The organism is Micromonospora sediminicola, assembly GCF_900089585.1.
GTDB lineage: Bacteria > Actinomycetota > Actinomycetes > Mycobacteriales > Micromonosporaceae > Micromonospora > Micromonospora sediminicola.
In genome coordinates, this window is sequence record NZ_FLRH01000003.1 from 987,133 (window position 1) to 1,005,334 (window position 18,202).

The 18,202-nt window shown below is 73.2% G+C and carries 18 protein-coding genes; 7 read left to right on the top strand and 11 right to left on the bottom strand.

The genetic code is table 11. The features are described 5' to 3' along the window. Position 1: 1 nt before the first annotated feature. Positions 2–691: a nucleotidyltransferase domain-containing protein gene (locus GA0070622_RS05170; protein ID WP_425412775.1), complete on the bottom strand. Its 690-nt coding sequence runs from the start codon at positions 689–691 to the stop codon at positions 2–4. Between the two features lie 57 nt (positions 692–748). Between GA0070622_RS05170 and GA0070622_RS05175 the strand changes: the two genes are divergently transcribed. Beyond that, a complete protein-coding gene (locus tag GA0070622_RS05175; protein ID WP_091569216.1) occupies positions 749–1,663 on the top strand; it encodes an SDR family oxidoreductase in 915 nt (304 codons plus the stop codon). Here GA0070622_RS05175 and GA0070622_RS05180 read toward each other — a convergent pair. After that, positions 1,654–2,640: a helix-turn-helix transcriptional regulator gene (locus GA0070622_RS05180; protein WP_091569220.1), complete on the bottom strand. Its 987-nt coding sequence runs from the start codon at positions 2,638–2,640 to the stop codon at positions 1,654–1,656. The two genes, GA0070622_RS05175 and GA0070622_RS05180, sit on opposite strands and share 10 nt — an antisense overlap. A 103-nt stretch (positions 2,641–2,743) precedes the next feature. Between GA0070622_RS05180 and GA0070622_RS05185 the strand changes: the two genes are divergently transcribed. Together GA0070622_RS05185 and GA0070622_RS05190 are read left to right on the top strand one after the other, a co-directional pair. After that, complete coding sequence (locus GA0070622_RS05185) at positions 2,744–3,535, top strand: EI24 domain-containing protein (protein ID WP_091569224.1); 792 nt, start codon at positions 2,744–2,746, stop codon at positions 3,533–3,535. Position 3,536: 1 nt separating this feature from the next. Then, positions 3,537–4,055: an O-acetyl-ADP-ribose deacetylase gene (locus tag GA0070622_RS05190; RefSeq protein WP_091569229.1), complete on the top strand. Its 519-nt coding sequence runs from the start codon at positions 3,537–3,539 to the stop codon at positions 4,053–4,055. On the opposite strand, the gene GA0070622_RS05195 is transcribed toward GA0070622_RS05190, so the two are convergent. From GA0070622_RS05195 to GA0070622_RS05225, 7 genes are all read right to left on the bottom strand, one after another. After that, complete coding sequence (locus GA0070622_RS05195) at positions 4,048–4,953, bottom strand: GNAT family N-acetyltransferase (protein WP_091569233.1); 906 nt, start codon at positions 4,951–4,953, stop codon at positions 4,048–4,050. The two genes, GA0070622_RS05190 and GA0070622_RS05195, sit on opposite strands and share 8 nt — an antisense overlap. A gap of 93 nt (positions 4,954–5,046) precedes the next feature. After that, positions 5,047–6,054: a LacI family DNA-binding transcriptional regulator gene (locus GA0070622_RS05200; protein WP_091569237.1), complete on the bottom strand. Its 1,008-nt coding sequence runs from the start codon at positions 6,052–6,054 to the stop codon at positions 5,047–5,049. A 19-nt stretch (positions 6,055–6,073) separates the two neighbouring features. After that, positions 6,074–7,441, bottom strand: coding sequence for a GH1 family beta-glucosidase (locus tag GA0070622_RS05205; protein WP_091569240.1), 1,368 nt, complete (start codon positions 7,439–7,441; stop codon positions 6,074–6,076). Next, on the bottom strand, positions 7,438–8,271 hold the full coding sequence (locus tag GA0070622_RS05210) for a carbohydrate ABC transporter permease (RefSeq protein WP_091569244.1): 834 nt from the start codon (positions 8,269–8,271) through the stop codon (positions 7,438–7,440). Before GA0070622_RS05210 ends, GA0070622_RS05205 begins: the two co-directional genes overlap by 4 nt. Next, positions 8,268–9,257, bottom strand: coding sequence for a carbohydrate ABC transporter permease (locus tag GA0070622_RS05215; protein WP_091569248.1), 990 nt, complete (start codon positions 9,255–9,257; stop codon positions 8,268–8,270). The genes GA0070622_RS05210 and GA0070622_RS05215 overlap by 4 nt, the downstream gene beginning before the upstream one ends. A gap of 68 nt (positions 9,258–9,325) precedes the next feature. Next, on the bottom strand, positions 9,326–10,633 hold the full coding sequence (locus tag GA0070622_RS05220; RefSeq protein ID WP_091569251.1) for an ABC transporter substrate-binding protein: 1,308 nt from the start codon (positions 10,631–10,633) through the stop codon (positions 9,326–9,328). Between the two features lie 178 nt (positions 10,634–10,811). Then, entirely contained in the window at positions 10,812–11,567 is a 756-nt protein-coding gene (locus tag GA0070622_RS05225; protein WP_091569256.1) for a maleylpyruvate isomerase family mycothiol-dependent enzyme, read from the bottom strand. Between the two features lie 70 nt (positions 11,568–11,637). Here GA0070622_RS05225 and GA0070622_RS05230 point away from each other — a divergent pair, with 70 nt between their 5' ends. Beyond that, on the top strand, positions 11,638–12,729 hold the full coding sequence (locus GA0070622_RS05230) for a UDP-N-acetylmuramate dehydrogenase (protein WP_091569261.1): 1,092 nt from the start codon (positions 11,638–11,640) through the stop codon (positions 12,727–12,729). Positions 12,730–13,373: 644 nt separating this feature from the next. Here GA0070622_RS05230 and GA0070622_RS05235 read toward each other — a convergent pair. Further along, positions 13,374–14,162, bottom strand: coding sequence for an SAM-dependent methyltransferase (locus GA0070622_RS05235; RefSeq protein WP_091569265.1), 789 nt, complete (start codon positions 14,160–14,162; stop codon positions 13,374–13,376). 2 nt (positions 14,163–14,164) lie between these two features. Beyond that, the gene (locus GA0070622_RS05240; RefSeq protein WP_091569269.1) at positions 14,165–14,929 is read right to left on the bottom strand and encodes an SDR family NAD(P)-dependent oxidoreductase; all 765 of its coding nucleotides are present in this window, start codon (positions 14,927–14,929) and stop codon (positions 14,165–14,167) included. A 171-nt stretch (positions 14,930–15,100) separates the two neighbouring features. Between GA0070622_RS05240 and mshA the strand changes: the two genes are divergently transcribed. From mshA to GA0070622_RS05255, 3 genes are all read left to right on the top strand, one after another. Beyond that, positions 15,101–16,462, top strand: coding sequence for a D-inositol-3-phosphate glycosyltransferase (gene mshA / locus GA0070622_RS05245; RefSeq protein ID WP_091569275.1), 1,362 nt, complete (start codon positions 15,101–15,103; stop codon positions 16,460–16,462). A 48-nt stretch (positions 16,463–16,510) separates the two neighbouring features. After that, entirely contained in the window at positions 16,511–17,044 is a 534-nt protein-coding gene (locus tag GA0070622_RS05250) for a type III secretion system chaperone family protein (protein ID WP_091569278.1), read from the top strand. Between the two features lie 192 nt (positions 17,045–17,236). Continuing rightward, on the top strand, positions 17,237–18,139 hold the full coding sequence (locus GA0070622_RS05255; protein WP_245666533.1) for a hypothetical protein: 903 nt from the start codon (positions 17,237–17,239) through the stop codon (positions 18,137–18,139). The last annotated feature ends 63 nt before the right edge of the window (positions 18,140–18,202 follow it).

Below are 18,202 nucleotides of genomic sequence, written 5' to 3' on the forward strand. Positions count from 1 at the left end.
CTCAGCCGGGCAGGTGCGCCGCCCGGACGTCGAGCAGCCAGCGTTCCGCCGTCTCCTCGTCCGGTCGCTCCGGCAGCGGCGAACGCACCCGGGCGAACTCGGCCTCGGCGTCGGCCACCAGGGCCTGTGCCTCGTCCAGCGCGCCGCCGGCCACCCGCTCGCCGAACGCTCGGAACCAGCCCGGGTCGGCGAGCCGGATCTCCAGCACCCCGGTCGCGTAGAGCACCCGGCCCTGGTGCAGCAGCCGGGCCAGGTGACGGGCGTGCTTCGCCGAGCGCCGTCGGCCGCCGACGTCCGGTGGGGCGGTGGTGAGCTTGCGGAACTGCTGCGAGGCGTAGCCGAGGTAGGCGTCCCGGACCCGGGGGGCGCTGAGGAACGCCGAGCGGATGGCGATCAGCCGCTCGCCGAGGTCGGTGCGGGTCTCGTAGCAGTCGTCCGGCAGCCACATCAGCTCGGTGGCGGTCGGGTTGCCGCTCAACGCCAGCAGCGCGTACTTGCGCGCCTCGTGCAGCGTGACGTCCGGGTCGGTGGTCACCACCGACTCCCGGGGCGGGTGCAGGCCGTGGAAGGCGACCGTCGGCGCGGCGAAGACGCCGATCCGGTCGGTGTCCGAGCCCGGCCCGGCCAGCCCGTACGCGACCGAGCCGACGATCCCGGAGAGCAGCAGGTGCATGCCGTCATGATCGCCGATGCGGCGCGATCGGGAAACCGGACTTCGGCTGTCAGGTATCGGTGACACGGTGGTCGCATGAACTCACCACTCACCGGAAAGGTGGCGCTCGTCGCCGGCGCGACCCGGGGCGCCGGCCGGCAGATCGCCGTTCAGCTCGGCGCCGCCGGGGCCACCGTCTACGCCACCGGCCGCACCACCCGCGAGCGCCGCTCGGAGATGGACCGGCCGGAGACCATCGAGGAGACCGCCGAGCTGGTCACCGCCGCCGGCGGCACCGGCATCGCGGTCGCGGTCGACCACCTCGACCCCGAGCAGGTGCGCCGGCTGGTCGAGCGGATCGACGCCGAACAGGGCCGCCTCGACGTGCTGGTCAACGACATCTGGGGCGCCGACCCGCTGATCACCTGGGAGAAGCCGGTCTGGGAGCAGCCCCTCGACGCCGGCTTCCGCACGTTGCGGCTGGCCGTCGACACCCACATCATCACCAGTCACTTCGCGCTGCCGCTGCTGATCCGCAACCCGGGCGGGCTGGTCGTCGAGATCGGCGACGGCACCAAGGAGTACAACGACGGCGAGTACCGCCTGTCGGTCTTCTACGACCTGGCCAAGGTCTCGGTGAACCGGCTCGGCTTCAGCCAGGGGCACGAGCTGGCCCCGTACGGCTGCACCGCCGTCGCGCTGACGCCCGGCTGGCTGCGCTCCGAGGCGATGCTGGAGCACTTCGGCGTCACCGAGGCGACCTGGCGCGACGGCGCGAAGACCGAGCCGCACTTCGTCATGTCCGAGACGCCGGCGTTCGTCGGACGGGCGGTCGCCGCGCTCGCCGCCGACCCGGACCGGGCCCGCTGGAACGGCCAGTCGCTGGACAGCGGTGGTCTGGCCCAGGTGTACGGCTTCACCGACCTCGACGGCACCCGCCCGCACTGGGCCCGCTACCACGAGGAGGTGGTCAAGCCGGGTCGGCCGGCCGACGACGCCGGCTACCGCTGACCGGGCTCGTCCGCGTAGAGCGCCGCCGCGCGGCGGGCCGCCTCGGCGAACCGGGCCCGCAGCTGCGGCGGCGCGAGCACCTCGACCTCCGGTCCGAGCGCCAGCAGTTGGGCGTACGCCACGTCGACCGACTCGACGGGCAGCCGGAGCACCAGCCGGCCCCGCTCGTCGGGTCGGCCGGCCGCGGCGACCGCCTCCTCGTAGACGAACGGCGCGTCCACCAGGTGGCGCAGCACCCGCAGGCCGGCCGGGCCGAGCCGCACCGTGACCCGCTCCCGGAGCAGCTCGCGCAGGAACGCGCCGGCCTGCTCCCGCCAGTACGCCCCCAGGTCGAAGCCCTCGTCCCGGTCGAAGCCCTCCGCGCCCACCTCGACGTCGACCACCCGGTCCACCCGGTACGTCCGCCAGCCGTCGCCGACACGTCCGACCAGGTACCAGACCCCGTTCTTCAGCACCAGCCCGTACGGCGCGAGCGTGCGGGTCACCTCCCGGTCCCCGCGCCGGTAGCGCAGCTCGACCGTCCGGTCCCGCCACACCGCCCGGGCCAGCTCGGCCAGCCGGGGCGGCGGCGCGGTCTCCCGGAACCAGCCCGGCACGTCCAGGTGGAACCGCTGCCCGGTGCGCGCGGGCGCGTCGCGCAGGCTCGGCGGCAGCGCGGCCAGCACCTTCAGCTCGGCGGCCGCCACCGCGTCGGCGAGCCCCATGTCCCCGGCCGGCCCGGGCAGGCCGGCCAGGAACAGCGCCTCGGCCTCGTCCCGGCTCAGCCCGGTCAGCCGGGTCCGGTAGCCGCCGAGCAGGCGGTAGCCGCCGGCCCGGCCCCGGTCGGCGTAGACCGGGACACCGGCGGCGGAGAGCGCCAGCACGTCGCGGTAGACGGTGCGCTCGGACACCTCCAGCTCGCGGGCCAGCTCGGCGGCCGTCATCGTCTCCCTTGACTGGAGCAGCAGCACCAACGAGATCAGCCGCGACGCACGCACCCCCCCATTGTGTAAGGAAGGGCCCCCTCTTAACGCATACGGATTGGAGGGGGCCCTTCCTAACACCCGGGCAGCGTGCGGTGGCGCACTAGGCTGTGCCGTCGTGAACGCCTCCCGTACCGTCGCGCCCGTCACCGGCGCGGCCACCCGCTTCCTCGGCGGCGCCGGTCTGCTGCTGCGCGGCTTCGGAATGTACGTCCGCAGCCCGAAGCTGATGCTGCTCGGCGTGATCCCGGCGCTGATCTCCGGCGCGCTCTACCTGGCCCTGTTCGCCGCGCTGCTGTACTTCGTGGACGACCTGGCCGGCTGGCTCACCCCGTTCGCCGACGACTGGTCGTCGACCTGGCGCGGGCTGCTCCGGGTCGCCGCCGGGCTGGCCGTCGTCGGCGTGGCCGGGCTGGTCGGGGTGCTCACGTTCACCGCCGTCACGCTCGTCATCGGCGACCCGTTCTACGAGGCCATCTCCGAGCGGGTCGAGGACCGGCTCGGCGGCACCCCCGGCGCGGTGGACGTGCCGTTCTGGGCGTCACTGCGGCGCAGCGTCGCCGACTCGCTGCGCCTGGTGGCGCTGTCCGCGCTGATCGGCGTACCCCTGTTCGCGGCCGGCTTCATCCCGCTGGTGGGCCAGACGGTGGTCCCGGTGGTCGGTGCTCTGGTGGGTGGCTGGTTCCTGGCGCTGGAGCTGGTCGGCGCGCCGTTCCAGCGGCGCGGGATGCGGCTGCCGGACCGGCGGACGCGGCTGCGGGCCGACCGGCCGACCGCGCTCGGCTTCGGGGTCGCGGTCTTTCTGTGCTTCCTGATCCCGCTCGGCGCGGTGCTGGTCATGCCGGCCGCCGTCGCCGGGGCCGCGCTGCTGGCCCGCCGGTCGCTCGGGCAACACGTCGAGGAGCGCTGAGATGGACACCGTGCTGATCGAGGGGGACATCACCGCGCAGCGGGTCGACGCGATCGTCAACGCCGCCAACTCCTCCCTGCTGGGCGGCGGGGGAGTGGACGGTGCGATCCACCGGCGCGGCGGGCCGGCGATCCTGGCCGAGTGCCGGGCGCTGCGCGCCTCCCGCTACGGCCGGGGGTTGCCCACCGGCCAGGCGGTCGCCACCACGGCCGGCGAGCTGCCGGCACGCTGGGTGGTGCACACGGTCGGGCCGGTCTTCTCGCCGCACGAGGACCGGTCGGCGCTGCTGCGCGACTGCTACGCCAACAGCCTGCGGGTCGCCGACGGGCTGGGCGCGGCCCGGGTCGCGTTTCCGCTGATCTCGGCCGGGATCTACGGCTGGCCGGTCGAGGACGCGGTGACCCAGGCGTTGACCGTGCTGCACGAGGCCACCCCGGCGCACGTCGTCGAGGCCCGGCTGGTCCTGTTCGGCGCGGACACGTACGCGACCGCGGTGCGGGTCGCCGCCGGGCTCAGCTGAGCTTGCGCCGGCACGACCACTGGCTGTCCACCGGCCGGTAGCCGAGCCGGGCGTTGATCGCCAGCATCGGCGCGTTCGCCTCGTCGTTGGAGGTGTACGCGGTGCGCACCCCGCGCGTCGCGGCGACGTGCAGCGCGGCCTGCTTGGTCAGCCGGGCCAGCCCTCGCCCCCGGTACGCGGGCAGCGTGCCGGTGAAGTCCGACCACATCCGGTCCCCGTCCCGCTTCACCAGGCTCAACGCCACCAGCTCGCCGTCCACCTCGGCGACCGTGCTGGCCTCCCGGTCCAGTCCCAGGTTCTCCCAGCACTCGTGCAGCCAGAGGCCGTAGTCGAGTGCGTCGGTCGGCACGTCGCCCGGCTCGTCGCGGGCCGACTCGGCGTCCACCCGGTGGACCCGGCGCGGGTCGAGCCCGGCGGTCGGCAGCAGCCGTACGCCGGGCGGTGGCTCGGGCATCGGCGGGGCCGGGTCCAGGTCGAGCGCCGAGTAGCGCATCTCCCGACTGGCGGTGAAGCCGTGCCGCTGGGCGAACGGCAGCGATTCGGCGCGCGCGTTGGCGAGGACCCGGGTCGACCCGAGGGTCCGCAGGTGAGCGAGCGCGGCGTCGAACAGCGCGGTGCCGACGCCCCGGCCGCGATGGTCGGGGTGGACGTGCAGGGTGGAGATCTCACCCACGCCCGGCGTCGAGGTCTGGATGTTGCGGTACGCCGACGCCCAGCCGACCACCTGCCCGTCCGCGTCGGCGACCCAGGCCGCCCAGTCCTCGCCGGGCGGCGGCTCGGCGATCATCCGGCGGGTCGACGCGACGCCCCGGACCAGGTAGGGAAAGACGATCGCGCGCAACGCCACCACGGCGGGCGCGTCCTCGGCACGGGCAGGACGGATCTCGACGTCAGTCATCCGGGCGACCCTAGCCACGCCTCGTCGGCGTCGCGACCGGTTTGTTAAGCGGGGCCCCCTCCTATACCGGAGGCGTTAACAGGGGGCCCCTCCTTACGCGGAATCGCGCAGGACCAGCTCGGTCGGTAGCACCAGCGCCTGCTCGACCGCCTCGCCCGCCGCGATCCGCAGCAGCTGCCGGGTCATCGACCGCCCCAGTTCCACTATCGGCTGCCGCACCGTGGTCAGCGGCGGCTCGGTGTACGCGGCCGTCTCGATGTCGTCGAACCCGATCACCGCCACGTCCTCGGGCACCCGCCGGCCGGCCCCCCGCAGCGTCCGCAGGGCGGCGTGCGCCATCAGGTCGGAGGCGGCGAACACCGCGTCCAGCTCCGGGTCGGCGGCGAGCAGCTCGCGCATCGCGGCGGCGCCGGACTCCCGGGTGAAGTCGCCGAACGCGACCAGCTCCGGCAGCCCGGCACGGGTGACCGCCGTGCGGTAGCCGAGCAGCCGTTCGATGCCGGCGACCATGTCCTGCGGCCCGGCGATGGTGGCGATGCGCCGCCGTCCGCCGGCGATCAGGTGCTCCACCGCGGTGGCCACGCCGCCCTCGTGGTCGACGTCCACGTACGGGACCTCGCCGCCGTCGAGCGGACGCCCGCCGCACACCACCGGGATGCCGAGCCGGGCCAGCCGGCCGGGCAGCGGGTCCTCGCCGTGCAGCGAGGCGAAGAGCACGCCGTCGACGTGCCGCCCGGTGGTGTACCGCTCGACCCGTTCGTGCCCGGCCGGCGAGCCGGCGAGCATCAGCACGAGCTGCTTGTCCGCCGCCTCCAGCTCCTGCGCCGCGCCCCGGATGATGCCCGGGAAGACCTGGTCGTCGGAGAAGACCCGGGTGGCCGCCTCGGGCATCACCAGCGCGATCGAGTCGGTGCGCTGGGTGACCAGGCTGCGGGCGGCGAGGTTCGGGACGTACCCGAGTTCCTCGACCGCCCGGCGCACCGCCTGCTGGATCGACTCGGCCACCGTGGTGGAACCGTTCACCACCCGGGAGACCGTCGCCCGGGAGACGCCGGCCCGCCGGGCCACCGCCTCCAGGGTCGGCCGCTGTGCCGTCGTCATCCCCGTTACCACCACCTCGTCACAGCCCGTTCCGGGCGATCACCTCCTGGTACCAGCGGGCACTCTGCTTGGGTGTGCGCCGCTGGGTCAGGTAGTCGACGTGGACGATCCCGAAGCGCTTCCGGTAACCCTCGGCCCATTCGAAGTTGTCCAGCAACGACCATACGAGATAACCGCGCAGGTCGACCCCGCGGGCAATGGCGGCGTGCGCCGCGCGCAGGTGCCCGTCGAGGTAGGCGGTGCGGTCGGTGTCGGCCACCCGGCCCTGCTCGTCCCGGGCCGAGTCGGGGAACGCGCCGCCGTTCTCGGTGATCATCAGCGGCAGCCCGGGGTGGTCGGCCGCCACCCGCTCGAGCAGTCGCGTCAGCCCGGCCGGCTCGATCGACCAACCCATGTCGGTGAGCGCCCCGGTCGCCGGCAGGAACTCGACCGACCCGGCGGTGCCCGGGTACGCGTCGCTGCCGCCGCCGTCCGCCCGGCCGGCCACGTAGGTGGGCGAGTAGTAGTTCAGGCCGAGCAGGTCCAGCGGCGCGGCGATCATCTTCTCGTCGCCGTCGCGGACGAAGTCGGTCGGGACGATCCGGCTCACGTGCGCCAGGACGTCCTCCGGGTAGCCGGCGCCGGTGAGCGGGTCGAGGAAGATCCGGTTGTGCAGGCCGTCGACCAGCCGGACCGCGTCGGCGTCCGCGGCGCTGCCGGCGTCCGCCGGCTGGACGTCGGCCAGGTTGAGCGTGATTCCGAGCGTCTCCGCGCCGGCCGCGCGCAGCGCCCGCGCCGCCAGGCCGTGGCCGAGCAGCAGATGGTGTACGGCCCGGAACGCGTCCCCGGCGTCCCGCCGCCCCGGGGCGTGCACGCCGTTGCCGTACCCGAGGTAGGCCGAGCACCACGGCTCGTTGAGCGTGGTCCAGGTGCGGATCCGGTCGCCGAGCCGCTGGTGCACGGCGACCGCGTAGTCGGCGAAGTGCTCGGCGGTCTCCCGGACGGTCCAGCCACCCCGGTCCTCCAACCCCTGCGGCAGGTCCCAGTGGTAGAGCGTGACGATCGGGTCGATGCCGGCGTCCAGCAGCGTGTCGGTGAGCCGGTCGTAGAAGTCCAGGCCGCGCGGCTCGACCGGGCCGGTGCCGTCCGGCCGCACGCGCGGCCAGGCGACCGAGAACCGGTACGCCCGCAGCCCCAGCTCGGCCATCACCGCGACGTCGTCGGCGTACCGGTGGTAGTGGTCGCAGGCCACGTCGCCGGTGTGGCCCTGGAACACCGCCCCCGGCGTACGGCTGAAGGTGTCCCAGACGGACGGGCCGCGACCGTCCTCGCGGGCGGCGCCCTCGATCTGGTACGCGGCGGTGGCCGCCCCCCAGACGAACCCCTCGGGGAAACGGAGACCCGTCATGCCTTCACCGCACCTTCCATGATGCCGCCGATGATCTGGCGGCCGAAGACGACGAACACCAGCAGCAGCGGCAGCGTGGCGATGGCCGTGCCGGTGAACACCTGCGACATGTCCTGGTAGTAGCCGTCGGAGAGGGCCCGCAGCGACAGCTGCACGGTCGGGTTCTCCGGGTCGTTGAGCACGGCGTAGGGCCAGAGGAAGTCGTTCCAGGTGGTCATGAACGTGAGCAGGCCGAGCACGGCGGCGGCCGGGCGCAGCGCGGGCAGCACCACGTTCCAGTAGATCCGCGCGGTGTTGCAGCCGTCCATCCGGGCCGCCTCGATCAGCTCGGTGCTGACCGCCTGGCCGGCGTACTGGCGCATCATGAACACGCCGAAGCCGGTGACCAGCGCCGGCACGATCACGGCGGGCAGCCGGTCGTTCCAGTTGAGCTTCGTCATCAGCAGGTAGAGCGGGATGACGCCGAGCTGGGTGGGGACCATCATGGTGGCGATGATCGCCAGCAGCAGCGCGTTGCGGCCGCGGAAGCGCAGCTTGGCGAACGCGAACCCGGCCAGGGTGGAGAAGAAGACCACCGAGACGGTCACCGTGACGGCCACGATCGTCGAGTTGATCAGGCCGGTGAGGAAGTAGGCATCGGTGTTGTCGAACAGCCGGGCGATGTTGGCACCGAGGTTGCCGCCGGGGGTCAGCGGGGGTGGCACCTGCCCCATCGCGTCGCTGGTGCGGCTGGCCACCACGAACATCCAGTAGATCGGGAAGATCGACAGCAGCGCGGAGATGGTCAGCGCCAGGTAGGTGAGTCGGCTGGCCGACCAGAGGCGGTTCATCGGGAGACCTCCTTGCGGGAGCCGCCGCCGAGCCGGCGCAGGAGCAGGACGTTGATCGCCGCGACGATCGCGATCAGCGCGAAGAGCAGCCAGGCGATGGCCGAGCCGTAGCCGAAGTTGTAGTGCGGGGCGAAGGCGTTCTCGAACATGTACATGGTCACCGTCTGCGACTCGCGCAGCGGCCCGCCGCGGATCGCGTTGGTGCCGGAGTTGAACATCCGGGGCTCGGTGAAGAGCTGGAGGCCGCCGATGGTGGAGACGATGACCGCGAAGACGATCGTCGGCTTGAGCAGCGGCACGGTGATCGACCAGAACTGCCGGGCCCGGCCGGCGCCGTCGATCGACGCCGATTCGTACAGGTCGCGCGGGATGGCCTGCATGGCGGCCAGGAAGATCAGCGCGTTGTAGCCGGTCCACCGCCAGTCGACCATGGTGGAGATGGCGACCCAGGCGGCGAACCTGTTCGCCTTCCAGTCGATCGCGCTCACCCCGACGTGGTCGAGCAGCCAGTTGATCATGCCGAAGTCGCGTCCGAAGAGCACCGCGAAGACGATCGCCACCGCGGCGGTCGAGGTGACGTTCGGGACCAGCACCGCCATCCGCCACGTGGTGCGGGCGCGCAGCTGTCGGTTGAGCAGGTTGGCCAGCCAGAGCGCGGCCAGCAGCTGCGGGACGGTGGAGATGACGAAGATGCCCAGCGTGTTGACCACGGAGTGCCAGAAGTCCGGGTCGGCGAGCAGCTGGCTGTAGTTGTCGAACCCGATGAACGGGTGCTCGGCGCCGAGCAGGTCCCAGTCGTGCAGCGAGACCCAGAACGTGTACGCCAGCGGGTAGGCCCCGAAGACGCCGAAGAGCAGGAAGAACGGGGCGATGTAGAGGTAGGGCGAGTACTTCGTGTCGAACCGGCTGAGCCGGGCGCCCCGTGCGGGACGGCTGTGTCGGGGTGCCGGTGCGACCGGCGGGCGGGCGTCGAGCTGGACGGCCATGACCCGGGACTCCTTTCCGCCGTGCGGGCGGCACCCGTCACCGGGACCGCCCGCACGCGCTGCTCGGGTTACTTGGCGGCGGCCTTCTCGGCGTTGGCGACCGCGTCGGTCCAGCCCTGCTGCGGGGAGCGCTTGCCCAGCTCCACGGTGCGCACGGCGTTCTCCACCTCGGTGCGGACGGCCTGGTTCTTCGGGCCCATGTAGACCGGCTTCAGGCTCTTGGCGCCCTCGGCGAAGATCTTGCCGACGGGGGCCTCGGAGAAGTAGGCGTTCTTCGAGTCGAGGATCGCCGGGTCGGCCAGCGCCTGCGGCGACGAGGGCAGCGGGCCCTTCGCCTTGAACGCGCCGATCTGACCCTTGGCGCTGGTCAGGAACTTGGCCAGCTCGATCGCCTCGGCCTGGTGCTTGCTCTGCTTCGGCACGGCGAGGAACGAGCCGCCCCAGTTGCCGCCGTTGCCGGGGATCTGGGCGATGTCCCACTTGCCCTTGGCGGCCGGGCCGGCGTTGCCCTCGATCACCCCGGTCATCCAGGCCGGGCAGGCGATGGTGGCGAACTTCGACTGCTTGAAGGCGGAGACCCACTCCTCCGACCAGGAGCCGTACTTGCCGGAGAGGCCGGAGTCGATGATGTCCACGGTGGTGTCGTACGCCTGGCGTACCGCCGGGTTGCTGCCCACGACCAGGTTGTTGCTGGTGTCGTAGTAGCTGTAGCCGGTGGTGTTGCCGGCGTTCTGGAGCAGGATGGTGTTGAACGTGTTCGTCGCGGCGTCGAGGAACGCGGCACCGGTCTTCTTCGCGGTGAACTGCTCGCCGACCCGGATGTAGTCCTGCCAGGTGGGCCAGAGCTTGGACACGGCCTCCCGGTCGGTGGGCAGCCCGGCCTTGGCGAACAGGTCCTTGCGGTAGCACATGGCCATACCGCCGACGTCGGTGCCGAGGCCGATGAGCTGCTTGCCGTCGGCGGTGAGGCCCTGGTTCCACTTCCAGTCGAGGAAGTTGCCCTTCAGCTCGCCCGCGCCGTGGTCGAGCAGGTTGACGAAGTTCTGCGGGTTGGCCTTGTACTCGACCAGCAGCCCCTCCTCGATGGCCACGATGTCGCCGGCGCCCTTGCCCGCGGCGAGCCACTGGGTGAGCTTGGGCGAGTACTCGTCGAGGTTGCTGCCGGTGCCCCGCTCGACGATCTTCACGTCGGGGTGGCTGGCCATGTACTCCTGGTAGAGATCCGCGTAGCCGAGCTGGCCGAAGGTGTCGACGGTGAGGGTGATCGGCCCGTCGGAGGCGGCCTCGTCGCCGCCGCCGCAGCCGGTGGTGCCGAGCAGTGCGGTGGCGGCGACCAGGGCCACCGCCGCCAGTCGACGGCGCGTGAAGGTGAGCATGCTGTCCTGACCTCTCGGGGTCGTAACGGGTGGTGGAAGGCGGTTCCGGTACTAAGAGAGCGCTCTCACGACAGCGTGCTGGGTGCTCCCGATCCTGTCAAGAGAGCGCTCTCCCCGCGTCCGAAAAAAGCGGAGAGGGGCGATGACCGCCCCTCTCCGCCCGGTATCGGGTGCTGTGTCAGCCCACCCGCAGGCCGTCCAGCAGGCCGCGGTCGCCGGCCACCCCCAACGTGTCGAAGCTGACCCGGCCCATCAGCGCCAGCAGCAGGTCGCTGGCGGTGCCGGTGACCTGGGCGCGGGCCCGGTGGTCGTCGTGGTCCAGGATCGTCGCGGTGTCCAGCAGCGCGATCCCCTCGCCACGCAGCCGCAGGTACCACTCCTGCGCGGCGTCCGTCGCGGTCAGCTGCACCACGCCGTGCCACTGGCCCGGTCGGGTCCGCCGGCCGGCCGGCAGCCAGGTGTCGAGCACCTCGCTCACCCCGTCGGCGGCGAGCTTGGCCTCGATCGGCTCACCCGCCGCGATGGCCAGCTGGGCGTCCCACCGGTGCACCGCCGTCTCGTGCGCCATCCGGCGCGGCCAGAAACCGGCCTTCTTCGGCTGGGGCGCGAAGTTCCAGGCCGGTGCCTCCGGGTCCAGCGCGTCGAAGAGCGCGTTCAGGCGCTCGTACTCCTGGACATACCACTGGGCCGGGGTCAGACCGGCCGGCGGCTCCGGGTCGCGCCGCTCCGGCCGGCTGGTGGAACCGGCGCTCAGCACCGTGCCCGCCCAGACGTAGGTCCTGGTCAGGTGATGGGCGAGATCGGTGACCGTCCAGCCGGGACAGGACAGCACCGGTGTCTCGGGAGGCGCCTCCGACACCGCCGCGGCGAAGGCCGGACCCTCCGTCCGCAGCGCGCCGATCCAGAAGTCCTTCGTGTGGTGCAGTCTGCTCATCGCCATCCTCCCGGGGGTGACCGGGCCACCAGTGGGTGCCGCGGCTACCCCTCAGCCTAGGGTGAAAGGCGTGTCAGACGTCTACGCCGAACCGACGACCGCCGCCGGCCCGACCGATCCGGCCTCCCTGGCGCGTTACACCACGCTACGCCTCGGCGGTCCGGCCGGCCGGCTGGAGATCGCCACCGACGCCGACGAGATCGTGCGGAAGGTGCGCGAGGCCGAGGCCCGCGAGGAGGCCGTGCTGGTGCTCGCCGGCGGCAGCAACGTGGTGATCGGCGACCAGGGTTTCCCGGGCACCGTCGTGCTCGTCCGCTCACGCGGGTTCCGGGTCGTCGCCTCCGAGGGCGACACCGTCACGGTACGTGTCGCCGCCGGCGAGCCCTGGGACGACCTGGTCGCGGCCACCGTCGAACGCGGCTGGTCCGGGCTGGAGTGCCTCTCCGGCATTCCCGGTTCGGCCGGCGCGACGCCGATCCAGAACGTCGGCGCGTACGGCCAGGAGGTGGCCGAGACGATCGTCGCCGTCGAGGCGTACGACCGCACGCACCACGAGGTGGTGCGGATGGCGGCGGCGGACTGCGGGTTCTCCTACCGGGGCAGCATCTTCAAGTACAGCGACCGCTGGGTCGTGCTCTCGGTCGACTTCCGGCTCACCCGCTCGCCGCTCTCCGGGCCGGTCCGCTACGCCGAGCTGGCCCGGGCGCTCGGCGTCGAGGTGGGCGACCGGGTGCCGCTGGCCGACGCCCGGGCCACCGTGCGCCGGCTGCGGGCGGGCAAGGGCATGGTGCTCGACGCGGCGGACCCGGACACCTGGTCGGTGGGCTCGTTCTTCACCAACCCGGTGCTGGAGCGCGAGGCGTACGAGCTGCTCCGGGAGCGCGCGGCCGACCTCGGCGAGCCGCCGCACTGGCCCGGCGCCGGCGACGTGGTGAAGGTCAGCGCCGCCTGGCTGATCGACAAGGCCGGCTTCGGCAAGGGGTACGCCGGCCCGGAGGGCGTCGCCATCTCCGGCAAGCACACGTTGGCGCTGACGAACCGCTCCGGCGCGGCCAGCACCGCCGCCCTGGTGGCCCTGGCCCGCGAGATCCGCGACGGCGTGCACGCCCGGTTCGGCGTGCCCCTGCACCCCGAGCCCGTCCTGATCAACTGCACCATCTGACCGACCCTGCCTCCCTTCCGCCCTCCCTCCCCTCTCGGCTCTCGGCGATCTTGGAGTTGTGTGCCATGGTGTGCCGGTTTTGAACCGTTATCGAAGGTGCCACAACTCCAAGATCGCCGAGACAGGAGGTGGAAGTCCGCGTCTTGGGATTGGTGTTCTACTTCGTGGGACGCGGAGAGATCTTGGTACGAAAGTGCCCCTGGAGGGGCCTTTCCGTACCAAGATCTCCCAGCCGTGACCTGTTGACCTGTTGACCGGTGCCCCGGAGACCGGTGCCCCGGAGACCGGTGCCCCGGTGACCGGTGACCGGTGACCGGAGACCGGTGACCCGGATGGCGCGATCCCTGGAACCGTGCCTCCGTGACCGGGTGCCCCCGTGCCTCCGTGACCGGGTGCCCCCGTGCCTCCGTGACCGGGTGCCCCCGTGCCCCCGTGACCGGGTGCCCCCGTGCCCCCGTGACCGGGTGCCCCCGTGCCCCCGTGACCGGGTGCCCCCGTGAGCCGTGAGCCGTGAGCCGGGAGCTGTGAGGCGGGAGCCGTGACGCGTCACCCGTGAGCTGTAAGCCGTACGTCGGGGCCCGTGAATCAGTGCCGACCGGCTCGTTTCGAGGGGCGCAACCGCGAGATCGACGGGGGAGGGGCGGTCAGGACGGGGCGACGGTGGGCCAGGGGAGGGTGAGGTAGCCGTGGCGCCAGGATCGGGGGGTGTTCTGGACCGGCCAGCCCGACTCCTGCACCGTCGCGACGGCGCGCAGCCAGCGCTGCCGGGGGCCGAAGGGGGCATAGCCGGCGGCTGAGCGCCAGGCCTGCTCCAGCGCGTCGAGCAGGTCGTGCACGCGCTCACCGGGCACGTTGCGGTGGATGAGCGCCTTCGGCAGCCGCTCGGCCAGCGTCGCCGGGCTCTCCAGCGCGGTCAGCTTCGCGGCCAGCGTGAGCGTGCGCGGTCCGGCCGCGTCGAGCAGCACCCACGCGCCGAGCCGACCCAGTTCGTCGCAGGTCCCCTCGACCAGCAGCCCGCCCGGCGCCAGCCGTCCGGTGACCGTCCGCCAGGCGTCGGCCACCTCGCTCTCGTCGTACTGGCGCAGCACGTTGAAGGCCCGCACCAACGCCGGGCGCAACCCGGCCAGCTCGAAGCCGCCCCGGGCGAACGTGAGCCCGGGCGGGTCCGCGGCCGGCTCGGCGGCGGCCACGCGTACCGGATCGATCTCCAGCCCGACCACCCGCACGTCCGCGCGGACCCGGGCGGCGAGCCGGGCCCGCAGTTCGAGCGGGGTGACCGGGGTGGCGCCGTAGCCCAGGTCCACCACGAGCGGGTCGGCGGCGGCGCGCAGCGCGTCCCCGCAGGTCTCGACGATCCAGTTGTCCACCCGCCGGAGCCGGTTCGGACTCGTCGTGCCCCGGGTGACCACCCCGAGCGGCCGGCGCGGTTCCACGGTCAGGACGTCCGGTGCACCTTGTGCTGGGCGGCCTGGGCCAGCGGGCGCACCACGAGTTGGTCGATGTTGACGTGGTGCGGCCGGGTGGCGCACCAGGCGACGCAGTCGGCCACGTCGTCGGCGACCAGCGGTTCGGCGACGCCGGCGTAGACCGCCTCGGCGCGGTCCGCGTCCCCGCCGAACCGGACCAGGCCGAACTCCTCGGTCCGCACCATGCCCGGGTCGATCTCGACCACCCGGACCGGCCGGCCGCACAGCTCCAGCCGCAGCGTGCCGGCGACCGCCGTCTGCGCGTGCTTCGCGGCCGTGTAGCCGCCGCCGCCCTCGTAGACGACGTGGCCGGCGGTGGAGCTGACGATCACCACGGTGCCCGCGCCGGACCGTTCCAGCGCGGGCAGCAGCGCCTTGGTGACCCGCAGCGTGCCGAGCACGTTGACGTCGTACATCCACTGCCAGTCGCGTACGTCGGCGGTCTCGACCGGGTCCAGGCCGCGCGCGCCGCCGGCGTTGTTCACCAGCAGGGTGACCGGCCCGGGCGCGGCGTCGGCGGCGGCGGCCAGGCCGGCGACGGACTCGTCCGAGGTCACGTCGCACGCCACCGCGGTGGCCGCGCCGCCGGCCGCCTCGATCTCGGCGACCAGCGCGGCCAGCCGGTCGGTACGCCGCGCGGCGGCGAGCACGTGGAAACCCTCGGCGGCCAGCCGGCGGGCGGTGGCCGCCCCGATCCCGCTGGACGCTCCGGTGACGATGGCGACTGAGGTCATCCGGACATTCTCTCCCGCCGCCCCGCTGCCCGCCGTGATGAGGTCCGTCACGCCGGGGAACCCGCCGCAGGCATTTCCGAACCCCGATGGGGAAGATGACATCCGGCGTACGGGTTGACCGAGAAGCGCCGGTCGTGCGGGACGGCATCAACCGTGACAGAGGGAGCGGACGTGGCGGAGTTGCACACCGGTGTCGGTCGTCAGCGCGGTGCCCTGCCGTGGCCTCGGCCGCGCCGCATCGCCACCCTCTCGGTGCACACCTCGCCGCTGCACCAGCCGGGCACGGGCGACGCGGGCGGGATGAACGTCTACATCCTGGAGGTCGCCCGACGCCTGGCCGAGGCCGACGTCGAGGTGGAGATCTTCACCCGGGCCACCTCCGGCGACCTGCCCCCGGTGGTGGAGATGGCGCCCGGGGTGACCGTCCGGCACGTCACCGCCGGGCCGCTGGAGGGGCTGACCAAGGAGGAGCTGCCCGGTCAGCTCTGCGCGTTCACCGCCGGTGTGCTGCGGGCCGAGGCGGCCCGACCGCCCGGCCACTACGACCTGATCCACTCGCACTACTGGCTCTCCGGCCAGGTCGGCTGGCTGGCCAAGGAGCGCTGGGGCGTACCGCTGGTGCACACCGCGCACACCCTGGCCAAGGTCAAGAACGCCCGGCTCGCCGTCGGGGACCGGCCCGAGCCGAAGGCCCGGGTGATCGGTGAGGAGCAGGTGGTCACCGAGGCCGACCGGCTGGTCGCCAACACCCGGGTGGAGGCCCGTGACCTGCTCGACCGGTACGCCGCCGAGCCCGGCCGGGTGGCCGTGGTGGAGCCGGGCGTGGACCTGGACCGGTTCCGTCCCGCCGCCGGTGACCGGGAGGCCGCGACCCGCGCCGCCCGCCGCCGCCTCGGTTTGCCGACCGACGGGCACGTGGTGGCGTTCGTCGGCCGGATCCAGCCGCTCAAGGCGCCGGACGTGCTGGTCCGCGCGGTGGCCGCGCTGCGCGAGCGGGAGCCCGCGCTGGCCGACGAGGTGACCGTGGTGATCTGCGGCGGCCCGAGCGGCAGCGGCCTGGACCGGCCGACCGCCCTGATGGAGCTGGCCCACTCGTTGGGCGTCGCCGACCGGGTGCGCTTCCTTCCGCCGCAGACCGGCGACCGCCTGCCCGATCTCTACCGCGCCGCCGACCTGGTCGCCGTGCCGTCGCACAACGAGTCCTTCGGGCTGGTCGCGCTGGAGGCACAGGCGTGCGGCACGCCGGTGCTGGCCGCCGCCGTGGGCGGGCTGGTCACCGCCGTACGCGACGGGGTCAGCGGGATGCTCATCGACGGGCACGACCCGGTCGACTGGGCGCGGGCGCTGGCCCGCCTGCTGCCCGACCGGCTGCGTCGCGCCTCGCTGGCCCGGGGCGCCGAGCGGCACGCCCGCGCCTTCTCCTGGCAGCGGACCGTCTCCGGGCTGCTCGCGGTCTACGGGGAGGCGATCACCGAGCACCGGGCCCGGCTGGCCGGCCGGCTCGGTGACCCGGCCCTCACCTGTTCCTGGTGACCCGTCGCCGTCGGGCGGGGCGGGGCGGGCGACCGTAGAGTGGGTGCGATGAGCCGCAGGAGTGAGGTCGCCGCGCTGATCGAGGCCGTCTGTGCCGAACGGGAGCTGGAGTGGGAAGCCACCGGCGAGGCGTCGTACGCGGTGACCCTGCCCGGCACGCACAAGCTCAAGACGATCTGCAACCTGATCGTCGGTGAGCACGCGCTGCGGATCGAGGCGTTCGTGATGCGCCAGCCCGACGAGCGGCGCGAGGAGCTGTGGGCCTGGCTGTTGCAGCGCAACGCGCGGATGTACGGCGTCTCGTTCTCCATCGACACGGTCGGCGACGTCTACCTGACCGGCCGGGTCAACCTGGCCGGGCTCGACGCCGACGAGCTGGACCGGCTCTTCGGCTCGGTGCTGACCTACGCCGACGAGTCGTTCGACAGCATGCTGGAGATCGGGTTCGGCACCGCCATCCGGCGGGAGTGGGAGTGGCGGGTCAAGCGGGGCGAGTCGACCGCCAACCTGGCCGCGTTCGCCCACCTCTTCGAGCCCTCGACGCCGGCCGGCTCGGCCGCCGGAGGTTCGGAGTCCTCCTGACGGGTATGCCGCACCGCGCGGTGCGGAGTGTGTGTGGGGACCCACCGCGAGCCGAGGACGGACTGTCGAGGAGCGTGTCCCATGGCTCAGCGCAACAGCTCAGGTCGCGGCACGACCGCGACCCGGACCAAGCGGCAACCCGGTAACCAGACGCCGAACACCCCGAGGGTGTCGGAGTCCGACATCTCCCGGATGAAGGTGGACGACATCCGGAGTCAGCTCCGCCGGCGTGGGGTCTCCGGGACCTCCGCGCTGCGCAAGCCGGAGCTGGTGAAGACCCTGGCCCGGACCATGCGGTCGGAGGGCCGTGGCGGCGCGGCCCGGCGGAGCACCGGCCCGGCCGGTCGCCCGGCGGCGAAGAAGACCACGGCGGCGAAGAAGACCGCCGCCGCGAAGAAGACGACGGCGGCCCGCCGGAAGGCCACGTCTCCGGCAAAGTCCGCGCCGGCCGCCCGCGCCACCGGCGCCCGGGCCAAGGCGACGGGTACGCGCAGGGCGGCCCCGGCGCGCGCGAAGGCGACCGCCTCGCGGGCGAAGGCGGCCCCGGCGCGAAAGGCGTCGTCGGCCCGCGCGACGACCTCGCCCTCCCGGGCGAAGGCGGCTCCGTCGCGGGCCAAGGCGGCTCCTTCCCGGGCGAAGGCGGCGCCGTCGCGGGCGAAGGCTGCCCCCTCGCGGGCGAAGGCGGCCCCGGCGCGGAAGGCCGCATCCGCGCGGGCGCAGGCCGCGCCGACGCTCGGGCCGGCGTCCAGTCGGTCGATCGGGTCGTCGCAGCTCATCACCTCGCTCGCGGACCGTCCGGAGCGTCCCGGCCGGAGCCTGGTCACCCGCAACCACGAGGTGATCCAGCGGTGGGCGCGGGCCCGGGGCGCGAAACCGGCGACCATCGCCGGGACCGAGCGCGGCGACCGGCCCGGCGTGCTGACGTTCAACATCCCCGGCTACCGGGAGAGCGGCCGGATCCGGGAGGTCACCTGGGACGACTGGTTCCGGACGTTCGACTCACGGCGGCTGAACCTGATCTACCAGGAGCAGATGCGGGACGGTCGGCAGAGCAACTTCTTCCGTACCGAGAACCCGAATCGTGAGGACGGCTGAGGTTTGCGGGAATGGTCGCCGGGAACCCCGTGTTGGCCATCCCAGAGACCGGAGCACTGACAG